Genomic DNA, 10,093 nt, shown 5'->3' with positions numbered 1-10,093 from the left:
CCGGGTGGGTCCGGGCTGGGCAAATGAGCTGACGGCCTGCCCATGCCCTGCGCCGAATCCAGCGCAGGGCGAGGGTGGCCGCTATCGAGAATCTGACGTCGCCCGCGCCTGTTCGGGCGATGTCCTCACACGGCTGTGAAGGAATCATGAGCAAATCGAGAATGCGTCGTATGGGGTGGCTGGGGGCATTGCTGCTGGCAGGGTGCGTTGGGCTGTACGCCATCGGCTCACCCGCCAAGCCGCCGAGTTACATCAGTGCCGAGGTGAGCCGTGGCGACATCGAGGATGCCGTGCTGGCCACCGGGGCACTGGAGGGCGTCAGGCAGGTGGATGTGGGCGCCCAGGTTTCCGGGCAGTTGATGTCGCTCAAGGTGAAACTGGGCGACAAGGTGCAAAAGGGCCAGTGGCTGGCCCAGATAGACCCGCTGGTCTTGCGCAATACCCTGCGTCAGGCTGAGGTCGACGAGGAACAACTGCAGGCCGAACGGCGTTCGACCCTGGCGCAGGTGAAACAGGCCAAGCGACTGTACGAGCGCTATCGGCAACTGCAGGCTGACCAGGCCGTGTCGCGCCAGGATTTCGAGAAGGCCGAGTCCGATTACGACGTGCTCGAGGCCAACCTCGGATCGCTCGACGCGAAGATCAAGAGCGCGCAGGTGCAGATCGATACCGCCAAGGTGAACCTTGGCTACGCGCGCATCGTCGCGCCCATCGATGGCGAGGTGGTGGGCATCGTGACTCAGGAAGGTCAGACGGTGATCGCCCAGCAAATGGTGCCGGTGCTGCTCAAGCTCGCCAACCTGGACAACATGACCATCAAGGCCCAGGTATCGGAAGCCGATGTCATCCACATCAACCCGGGGCAGCCGTTGTATTTCACCATCCTGGGCGACGACAAGCGCTATTACGCCACCTTGCGCGGCACCGAACCAGCTCCCCAGGACTACCTGGAAACCGAGAACAACACCTCGGCGCGAAAGAACGCGGCGGTTTTCTACAACGCGCTGTTCGACGTCCCCAACCCCGATCAGCGTCTGCGTATCGGCATGACCGCCCAGGTGCGCATCGTCCTCGACACCTCCAGCAATGCCTTGAACGTGCCGGTCGCGGCGCTCGGAGCCGGCAACGGCGACGGTACCCACACCGTCCGGGTGCTGGATGCCCAGGGCTTCGCGCAGCCACGCCAGGTCACCATCGGCATCAACAACAAGGTCCAGGTCGAGATCCTGAGTGGGCTCGAGGAGGGCGAGCGCGTGGTGATCGCCGATCCACAGGCGATCGTGGCCGGGAGCTGAGCATGAACCAGAAGGTCGATCTGCTGCCGCTCGAAAACCCTCCGGTGGACGCCGGCGTACCGCTGCTGCGGCTCAGGAACCTGAGTCGACGCTTCATGGCCGGTGACCGTGAATTCAGCGCGCTGCGCGGCATCGATCTGGATATTCATGCCGGTGAACTGGTGGCGATCATCGGTGCCTCCGGCTCGGGCAAGTCGACCCTGATGAACATTCTCGGTTGCCTGGACCACGCCAGCGCAGGCAGCTATCAGGTCAAGGGGCAGGAGACGCGCTCGCTCGACGATGACGCCCTGGCGGCACTGCGCCGTGACCACTTCGGCTTCATCTTTCAGCGCTACCACCTGCTGCCCCACCTGGATGCGGTTCGCAACGTGGAAATCCCGGCCGTCTATGCCGGTACGCCGCAGGTGGCACGGGACCAGCGCGCCGAGGCGCTGCTGACCCGGCTCGGGCTGGGTGGCCATCTGGAGCACCGGCCGAGCCAGCTTTCCGGCGGCCAGCAACAACGGGTGAGCATCGCCAGAGCGCTGATGAACGGCGGTCAGGTGATACTCGCCGATGAGCCTACCGGTGCGCTGGACAGCGCCAGCGGGCGTGAGGTGATGAGCATCCTGCGCGAGCTGCACGCTGCCGGGCACACGGTGATACTGGTCACCCACGACCCGAAGATCGCCGAGCACGCCGAGCGGGTGATCGAGGTCAGTGACGGGCAGATCGTCAGCGACCGGCGCCATGCTCCCGGCGTTCGCGAGGCGCCGCTGCAGCAGATCCAGGCAGCGCCCCGGCGCGGCTGGGTCGCGAGCCTGGGGCTGTTTCGCGAAGCCTTCGCCATGGCCTGGATAGCGCTGATCTCGCATCGCATGCGCACCTTGCTGACCATGCTGGGGATCATCATCGGCATCACCTCCGTGGTGTCGATCTCTGCCATCGGCGAAGGCGCCAAGCGCTACGTGCTGAAGGACATCCAGGCCATCGGCAGCAACACCATCGATATCTATGCGGGCAGCAACTTCGGCGATAGCCGGGCCAAGTCGATCGAGACGCTGCTGCCCGCCGACGTCACGGCGCTCAATCAACTGTATTACGTCGACAGCGCTACGCCGGTGGTGGGCCGCAGCATGCTGTTGCGTTACCGCAACCTGGACGTCGACGCCCAGCTCAATGGAGTCAGCAGCCGCTACTTCCAGGTGCGCAACCTGCGGCTCGCCGCCGGCATCAGCTTCAGCGACGAGGATGCCCGGCGCCAGGCTCAGGTCGTGGTGCTCGACCACAACACCGCACAGCGTCTGTTCGGCGCCGATGTGAACCCACTCGGCCAGGTGATTCTGGTCGGCCAACTGCCGTGCACGGTGATCGGTGTCACCGCCGACCAGAAGAACCTGTTCATCGCCGGCAACACCCTCAATTTCTGGATGCCCTACGAGACGGCTGCCGGGCGCGTACTGGGCCAGCGGCACCTGGACAGTATCAGTGTACGGGTCAAGGACGGCATGCCCAGCAAGGCAGTGGAGGAACGCATCAACGCGCTGATGCTGCAGCGCCACGGCACCAAGGACTTCTTCACCAATAACCTGGACAGCGTGATGCAGACCGTGGACAAGACCAGCCGCTCGCTGACCCTGCTGCTGTCGTTGATCGCGGTGATCTCGCTTGTGGTCGGCGGCATCGGCGTGATGAACATCATGCTGGTTTCGGTGACCGAGCGTACCCGGGAGATCGGCATCCGCATGGCCGTGGGGGCGAGGCAGTCGGACATTCGTCAGCAGTTTCTGGTGGAGGCGATCATGGTCTGCCTGATCGGCGGGGTCATAGGCATCGCCTTGTCCTACGGGATCGGCTATCTGTTCACGCTGTTCTTCAGGCAATGGGAAATGGTGTTTTCCCCCCAGTCAGTGATAACGGCGTTCGCCTGCTCGACGCTGATCGGCGTGCTGTTCGGTTTCGTGCCAGCACGCAATGCCTCCAGGCTCGATCCGATCAACGCCCTGGCCCGTGACTGATGCCGTTGGCCAGCGCAGGCAAGGGGCATCAATTGGCCGATGCCATGTCCTCGGGCGAGTCGTACAGCCAGCGCATCAGGGCATTTCGGCCGCTTATTCCCAACTTGGCCGTGGCCCTGCGCATGTAGCTGCCGACGGTATTGACCGTGAGTGTCAGTTGCTCGGCCTGTTGCGGCACGGTATGACCGGCAAGCAGGCCAAGACAAACCTGCTGCTCGCGCTCGGAAAGCTTCATGCCGGTTTCACGCAGGCGCTCTCGAAAGCGGTATTCGATGCTCGTTGAAACGTCGACGCGGCGTCGGTGGGCTTGCAGGTGCTGTTCGAGCAACGAAAAAAGCAGCGGCGCCAGGTGCTTCAACTGAGTGCTCTCCTGCTCGCTGAACATTGGCGCCTTGCGCAACAGCACGATGCGATGCCGGAAGTTCTCGGTGGTTTCTTCCAGGCAGAGCTTAGAGGCGTCATCGGCCGCCGATTCACCGCAATTGGAGGTGATTACATCGTCCAGCGACTGCGCCGACTCGATGGCCGAGGGGAGGGTGGCCTCCGACTGGAAGTGAATCGCATCCACGCTGAGCTTCGCCGCAATCAGGCCGTGAAGGGCAATGGTGAACTGATTGCTGCCAATGGTGGCAATGGTTCTGCCGATTTGCGGAAGTAGCGAATGAGGCATTGGGTATCACCCATAACGTTAGAACGCATATTTACTTTTAGATGATTAAATGACTGTGCGGTCACATTTTTTTGCGACGCATTTGGCAGGATGAAGCCCTGAAGAAATCACTGCGGGAAATAGGGGCTGCGTGCAGATGCGCCTTGGTGAGGATAGCGGCCCATGTGTGACCGAATCATGTTACGCGGCACCTGGAGATGCCTCGACAATACGATAGGACGACCTCTGCGAATCGTTGAGGCGCTTAAAAAACGGGCCATAAACTTGAGCCAGCTCCTGACTCGAGATTTTTCATCTTGACGTAATCCACCGATCTCTTAGGATTCGCCACCATGCCCGCTCATGATGGCAATTTGACAAGGATCGTTGATGAGATATTTCGTTGCGCGCGCGGGCTTGATGTCCTTGCTGCTGGTTTCGATGGTCGGCCACGCACAAAGCCGCGAAGGGCAGTCCGCTACCCGGGCCAGTCTGCTGTCGGTGTACACCCAGGCCGCACTGAACGACGCGGAGCTGTCGGCTGCACGCCATGAGTATCAGGCGCGTACCGAGGCGACCCCTCAGGCGCGTTCTGGGTTGCTGCCGAGCATCACTGCCGGGATGGTCAGCGAGTCGACCCGGCTGGACAGGGACAAGCCGGAACTGATTCGCTCCCGCAGTGGCACGACACTTCGTGCAAGCCTTACTCAGCCGCTGTTTCGCCTCGATCGCTGGTTCGAGCTCAAGGCTGCCCAGGCCGATGTCGCCCAGGCGGAAATGGAGCTGGCAGCCAAGGAGCAGGCATTGATCCTGAGGGTTGCCGAGGCCTATTTCGAAGTGCTGCGTCAGCTCGATGCCCTTGCTGCCTCCCGTGCGGAAGAGTCGGCCTTGCTGGAGCAGCAGGCACAGGCTCAAGGACGTTTGGAGGGCGGTGTGGCGAGCATCACCGATGTGCTCGACGCACAGGCTGCCTATGACTTGGCAAAGGCGAACAGCAAGGTCTTTCAACGTAACGCCGATGAGGCCTTCGATGTGCTGTTCCGGCTGACCACGCGCGACTATGCCTATATCGATGGCGTAGATCATTCCATGCCGGTAAACCCGCCATTCCCCAATGATGCAGCGGTATGGGTCGACTCGGCCACCAGGCAGAACCTCAACCTGCTCGCGAGCAACCACGCGGTCAGCTTCGCTGAAGAGAAGGTCAGGCAAAGCAAGGCGGGGTTTGCACCCACCGTCGATGTCGTCGCCTCCTACCGAAAAGGAGACAACGACAGCTTCGGCTACAACAACCCATCCGACTTTGGCCGCAGCGACTACCGCGATGACGTGGCGCAAAGCAGCATCGGCATCGAGTTGAACATTCCCCTCTACAGCGGCGGCATGACTCGCTCCCAGGTACGGCAATCGGTGGAGCTTCTGGCGAAGAGCGAGGATGACCGCGAAAACGCCAGGCGCGAGGTCGTTTTCGTGACGAGAAGCTCGCATCGGGCGATCAACGCCGGCGTGGAGCAGGTTGCTGCACGGCTACAGGCCATCAAATCCGGCAGGATGTCCCTGGAGGCTAACGAGGTCGGATTGCGGGTAGGGACTCGCAATATGGCAGATGTGCTGAATGCCCAGCGCCAACTGTATGCGGCTGTTCGTGACTACAACAATTTCCGCTATGACTACATCATCGATAACTTCAAGCTCAAACAGGCTGCGGGGCTTCTGGGTGTTGGTGATCTCGAAGAATTCTCCGGTTATCTGAAGTCGGATTACGATCCTGATCGCGATTTTCTGCCGGCAGCGAGCGCTGGTGGGAATCAGCGTTGATACGCCTTTCGGGCAGTTGGAGACAGGCATCGCGCTAGGCGGAAATCAACAGGGCGACGCCTCTACCCTGGTTCTTTGCAGGCGACGCAGCTGCACTGAAAATTCTGTGATCCAGTTGGTGTTCGGCATCTTGCTCTATTGCGGCGCCTAAGTAGAATCCGCATGAGCTATGGCGCTTCGCCATCCCACATGCACGGATGCACAAATGCTGAACGATTCAGCTGCTCCCGAGCCAGCCCCTGAGCTGGACACAGGCCTTGCCTGCCTGGTCATGTTGGCGCGTTTTCACAACGTTGCCGCTTCCCCTGAACAACTCACCCACGAATACGCCGAAGATGGTCGACTGTTTGGTCGCCCAGAAATCCTGCTGGCTGCGAAAAAGCTCGGCCTTAAAGCGAAGTCCGCACGCAGTTCGCTTTCGCGACTGACGCAGACGCCGCTGCCGGCCATAGCCGTCGACACTGAGGGCCGTTTTTTCATCATCGCGCGGATGGATGAAGGCAAGGCGCTGATCCACGACCCTCGTGCGCAGCGTCCTGAAGTGCTCACCCTGGAAGACCTGGAGGCTCGCTGGACGGGGGATCTGCTGCTGATCCGCTCCGAGGCCTCGATGAGCGGCGAGCTATCGCGCTTCGACTTCACCTGGTTCATTCCGGCGATCGTCAAATACCGCAAGCTGCTCGGCGAGGTGCTGCTCGTCTCCTTCGTGCTGCAGATATTCGCGTTGCTGACGCCACTGTTCTTTCAGGTGGTCATGGACAAGGTACTGGTGCACCGCGGCCTGACCACCCTCGACGTGATTGCCATCGGCCTGCTTGGCATCATGATTTTCGAGACGCTGCTGTCAGGGCTGCGTAGCTATGTCTTCGCCCACACGGCCAGCCGAATCGATGTGGAGCTCGGGTCACGGCTGTTCCGCCATCTGGTCACGCTGCCCTTGTCCTACTTCCAGGCGCGCAGGGTGGGTGACTCGGTCGCCCGGGTTCGCGAGCTGGAGAACATCCGCAGCTTCCTGACCGGTAACGCGATCACGCTCGTGCTGGACGTCCTGTTCTCGGTGGTCTTTATCGCCGTGATGTTCATGTACAGCGGCTGGCTGACTCTGGTGGTGATCCTGTCGCTGCCGCTGTACTTCATCGTTTCGCTGCTGATTACGCCGGTACTTCGCGCGCGGCTGAACGAAAGTTTCACCCGAGGTGCGGAGAACCAGGCGTTTCTGGTGGAAACCGTCAACGGTATCGACACACTCAAGTCCATGGCGGTCGAGCCGCAGATCAACCGCAAGTGGGATAACCAGCTCGCCGGTTACGTGGCAGCAAGCTTCAAGACCCAGAACCTGTCGAACCTGGCCAACGAAAGCGTCGGCCTGATTGGCAAGCTGGTGACGGTGGCGACCTTGTGGCTGGGCGCCCGTTTGGTGATCGATGGGCAGCTGAGTGTTGGCCAGTTGATCGCTTTCAACATGCTGGCCGGCCGGGTGTCGCAGCCGATCATGCGCCTTGCTCAACTGTGGACGAACTTCCAGCAGACGGGCGTATCCGTTCAGCGCCTTGGCGATATTCTCAACAGCCGTACGGAAATGTCCCAGGCCTCGCGCAGCGCCTTACCGCCGCTCAAGGGGGATGTCGAATTCGATCAGGTACAGTTCCGCTACCGGCCGGATGGTTCCGAAGTGCTGCGTGGAGTCAGCCTGAAGATCCAGGCGGGTGAGGTAATCGGAGTCGTGGGCCGCTCCGGCTCGGGCAAGAGCACGCTGACACGCTTGTTGCAGCGCCTGTATACCCCAGAGCGGGGCCGTGTTCTGGTCGACGGCATGGATCTCGCGTTGGCAGATGTGTCGTCTCTGCGCAGGCAGATTGGTGTGGTGCTGCAGGACAACATGCTCTTCGCCCGCAGCATTCGTGAAAACATCGCCCTGACGGATCCCGGTGCGCCGATCGAAGCCGTGATGCAGGCCGCCAAGATGGCGGGGGCCCATGACTTCATCCTCGAGTTGCCGGAAGGCTACGACACCGTCGTCGGCGAGCACGGCGCCTCGCTGTCGGGTGGTCAAAGGCAGCGAGTGGCTATCGCCCGAGCACTGATCGGCAACCCGCGCATCCTGATTTTCGACGAGGCCACCAGTGCCCTCGACTACGAATCCGAACGGGTCATCCAGCAAAACATGCAGGCCATCTGCAAGGGACGGACGGTGATCATCATTGCTCACCGGCTATCCGCTGTGCGCGATGCGAACCGCATCGTGGTCATGGATCGTGGCCAGATCGTGGAGCAGGGCAGTCACTCCGAGTTGCTGACCCACCAGGCGGGGCACTACTCACGTCTGCATCGGTTGCAGCAGGGGGATGTGGCATGAATACAGAGATAGTCGTGCGTGCAGCATACCCATTGCAATCGGCAAAGGATGACAGCCATGGGTGCTAAACGTGAGTTGATGAGTCGTTACCGCAGCGCCTGGCGGCACTCATGGAGTAACCGTAAGGCGATGGACGCGCCTCCCCGGCTGAATCACGAAATCCAGTTCCTGCCTGCCGCATTGGCTTTACAGGAAAAGCCCGTGCACCCAGCGCCACGTTACATTCAGTGGACGATCATGATTTTCGCGGCGCTCGCGTTGGTCTGGGCCTGTGTCGGCGAGATCGACGTCGTGGCTACTGCGACTGGCAAGATAGTGCCAAGCGGTAAGACCAAGGTGATCCAGCCCAATGAGGTCGCCGTCGTAAAGGCCATCTATGTGCATGATGGCCAGCAGGTGAAGGCGGGTGAGCTGCTCGTTGAACTCGATAGCCAGATCACTGGTGCGGATGTCGAGAGGCTTCACAGTGAGCTACTCGCCGCCCAGGTCGATAGCGCCCGCGCACAGCTGCTCTTGCAGGCAATAAAGGATAAGACCGAGCCAGCATCTGTTTCCGGTTTTATTGCGAACGCCACTCCCTCGCAGCAAGAAAGTTTGCAGCGGTGGGTGCAAGGTCAGTATCTCGAACTGCGTGCAGCCCTTGACCAAAGCGATGCCCAGATCGAGCAGCGCGAGGCTGAAATACGCTCTATCCGAGCCTCTATCACCGCACTCAGTAAAACGCTTCCTATCTCCCGTGAGCTCGCAGCCGACTACCGTGGCCTGCTCGACAAGCAATTTGTTGCCAAGCACGCCTACCTGGAGAAAGAGCAGATTCTCTTGGATCAGGAGCGTGAGCTGACCCAGCAAAAAGCACGAATCAGCGAACTGGAAGCTGCTTTGAAAGCTGCGCAGCAGCAACGAACCGGAGTCTTGGCTCAAACGCGCAGAGCGATGCTCGATCTGCAGAATGATGCGGAGGTTCGTGCTGCAAGCCTCACTCAAGAACTGAGAAAGGCAGAGCAACGTAACCGGCTCACACAGCTCACGGCACCTGTAGACGGGACTGTCCAGCAACTGGCGATTCATACCCAGGGTGGCGTTGTCACTCAGGCCCAGCGGCTGATGGTGATTGTTCCAAGTGATCAGCCAGTAGAAGTAGAAGCGATGCTGGAGAACAAGGACGTCGGCTTCGTACGCCCTGGCCAGGCCGTAGAAGTGAAGGTTGAGACGTTTAACTTCACAAAATACGGTGTGGTCGATGGGACTGTAGTTAGCGTATCCAGTGATGCGATTGAAGATGAGAAGCTCGGTTTAATTTACAGCGCACGGATACAGCTGAAGAAAAATACAATCCAGATAGGGGGTAAAAATATATCGCTATCACCGGGTATGGCTGTGCGGGCGGAGGTCAAAACCGAAAAAAGGGCGGTGATCGAATACTTCCTTAGTCCCCTGCAGCAACATCTGAATGAAGGTCTATCTGAACGCTGATATTAATCAATGGTGAACTTATGAGAAGTAAACTACTTGCATTAGATTTTTTTTCAATACTGCTGCTCGGTGCGAGTTCTGCCCATGCTGATGATCTTTCAGCTATACGGGCTGCTGCGGGTAACGGAGATTGCTACGTTACTCATGAAGGGCGAAGAGAACCGACCATTGCGTTGACTGCATCAGCTTATGACCTTCCAGACTCCGACAGGCAAGAAGTCCAAGCTCTGATATCTGCATTCGTGGAACACGGCTGTTCAGTTGACCAGCCCGACAGTGCAGGGATGTCACCGATCAATGTTTCAGTGCTTACAGCTGAGCCGGAGCTCTTGCGCTTCCTACTAAAGGTTGGCGCAAACCCGTCTAAACGGATTAGCGGTTCCCGTCCGTGGGCGAATGGGAAAAACAGCGTTGAGTTTGCCCAGTCACTAAACAAGATTAAGCCCAGCGCGCAACGAGCAGAAGTACTGGAAATACTTCACTCGAACTAAATTTTTTATAT

The 10,093-nt window shown here is 59.7% G+C and carries 7 protein-coding genes; 6 read left to right on the top strand and 1 reads right to left on the bottom strand.

Going from position 1 to position 10,093, the window contains the following annotated elements; all coding sequences use genetic code 11:
• The first annotated feature begins 146 nt into the window (after positions 1-146).
• Positions 147-1,295, top strand: coding sequence for a macrolide transporter subunit MacA (gene macA / locus FHR27_RS08070; protein WP_179538256.1), 1,149 nt, complete (start codon positions 147-149; stop codon positions 1,293-1,295).
• Between the two features lie 2 nt (positions 1,296-1,297).
• Positions 1,298-3,295 carry a MacB family efflux pump subunit gene (locus tag FHR27_RS08065; protein WP_179538255.1) on the top strand — a complete coding sequence of 666 codons (1,998 nt, stop codon included), beginning with the start codon at positions 1,298-1,300 and terminating at the stop codon, positions 3,293-3,295.
• Positions 3,296-3,323: 28 nt separating this feature from the next.
• On the opposite strand, the gene FHR27_RS08060 is transcribed toward FHR27_RS08065, so the two are convergent.
• The gene (locus FHR27_RS08060) at positions 3,324-3,965 is read right to left on the bottom strand and encodes a helix-turn-helix transcriptional regulator (RefSeq protein ID WP_179538254.1); all 642 of its coding nucleotides are present in this window, start codon (positions 3,963-3,965) and stop codon (positions 3,324-3,326) included.
• A 369-nt stretch (positions 3,966-4,334) separates the two neighbouring features.
• Here FHR27_RS08060 and FHR27_RS08055 point away from each other — a divergent pair, with 369 nt between their 5' ends.
• From FHR27_RS08055 to FHR27_RS08040, 4 genes are all read left to right on the top strand, one after another.
• The gene (locus tag FHR27_RS08055; RefSeq protein WP_373565117.1) at positions 4,335-5,762 is read left to right on the top strand and encodes a TolC family outer membrane protein; all 1,428 of its coding nucleotides are present in this window, start codon (positions 4,335-4,337) and stop codon (positions 5,760-5,762) included.
• A 205-nt stretch (positions 5,763-5,967) separates the two neighbouring features.
• Entirely contained in the window at positions 5,968-8,118 is a 2,151-nt protein-coding gene (locus FHR27_RS08050) for a type I secretion system permease/ATPase (RefSeq protein WP_179538253.1), read from the top strand.
• Positions 8,119-8,175: 57 nt separating this feature from the next.
• On the top strand, positions 8,176-9,591 hold the full coding sequence (locus tag FHR27_RS08045; RefSeq protein ID WP_179538252.1) for an HlyD family type I secretion periplasmic adaptor subunit: 1,416 nt from the start codon (positions 8,176-8,178) through the stop codon (positions 9,589-9,591).
• 20 nt (positions 9,592-9,611) lie between these two features.
• Entirely contained in the window at positions 9,612-10,082 is a 471-nt protein-coding gene (locus FHR27_RS08040; RefSeq protein ID WP_139207528.1) for a hypothetical protein, read from the top strand.
• Positions 10,083-10,093 lie beyond the last annotated feature (11 nt).

The sequence above is a fragment of the Pseudomonas flavescens genome, assembly GCF_013408425.1.
Classification (GTDB): Bacteria; Pseudomonadota; Gammaproteobacteria; order Pseudomonadales; family Pseudomonadaceae; genus Aquipseudomonas; species Aquipseudomonas fulva_A.
The sequence above is the reverse complement of the archived record's forward strand: the minus strand, read 5'-3'. Positions and strand labels throughout refer to the sequence as shown.

Excerpts from the sequence above, each read along its gene's own strand:
- FHR27_RS08065 (WP_179538255.1), top strand. The coding sequence starts at position 1,298 with ATGAACCAGAAGGTCGATCTGCTGCCGCTCGAAAACCCTCCGGTGGAC.
- FHR27_RS08060 (WP_179538254.1), bottom strand. The coding sequence starts at position 3,965 with ATGCCTCATTCGCTACTTCCGCAAATCGGCAGAACCATTGCCACCATT.
- FHR27_RS08050 (WP_179538253.1), top strand. The coding sequence starts at position 5,968 with ATGCTGAACGATTCAGCTGCTCCCGAGCCAGCCCCTGAGCTGGACACA.
- FHR27_RS08045 (WP_179538252.1), top strand. The coding sequence starts at position 8,176 with ATGGGTGCTAAACGTGAGTTGATGAGTCGTTACCGCAGCGCCTGGCGG.
- macA (WP_179538256.1), top strand. The coding sequence starts at position 147 with ATGAGCAAATCGAGAATGCGTCGTATGGGGTGGCTGGGGGCATTGCTG.
- FHR27_RS08055 (WP_373565117.1), top strand. The coding sequence starts at position 4,335 with ATGAGATATTTCGTTGCGCGCGCGGGCTTGATGTCCTTGCTGCTGGTT.
- FHR27_RS08040 (WP_139207528.1), top strand. The coding sequence starts at position 9,612 with ATGAGAAGTAAACTACTTGCATTAGATTTTTTTTCAATACTGCTGCTC.